Here is a 228-nt window from a genome sequence, read left to right as displayed (position 1 = left end):
AAGTCGAAGAGGATGGCACCTTCTCGGTCGATCTCGATCCGATGCCGGAAGACGGCACCGAACTGACCGCCACCGCGACCGATCCGGCCGGCAACACCAGTGCGCCGTCCAACCCCGTCACGGTTGATAGCAATACCGACACCACCCCGCCGGCGGAAGGCGACAACAGCATTGCCTTCGGCGATGGTGGCGATGGCTTCCTGAATGCCGACGAGATCGGCAACGTGA

At 63.2% G+C, this 228-nt stretch carries 1 protein-coding gene; it reads left to right on the top strand.

The genetic code is table 11. The annotated features are described in order from the left end of the window. A partial coding sequence (locus tag QD228_RS17095; protein ID WP_279876144.1) for an Ig-like domain-containing protein occupies nt 1-228 on the top strand: 228 nt, incomplete at both ends.

The sequence above is a fragment of the Cobetia sp. 3AK genome (genome assembly GCF_029846335.1).
Lineage (GTDB): Bacteria > Pseudomonadota > Gammaproteobacteria > Pseudomonadales > Halomonadaceae > Cobetia > Cobetia marina.
The sequence above is the reverse complement of the archived record's forward strand: the minus strand, read 5'-3'. Positions and strand labels throughout refer to the sequence as shown.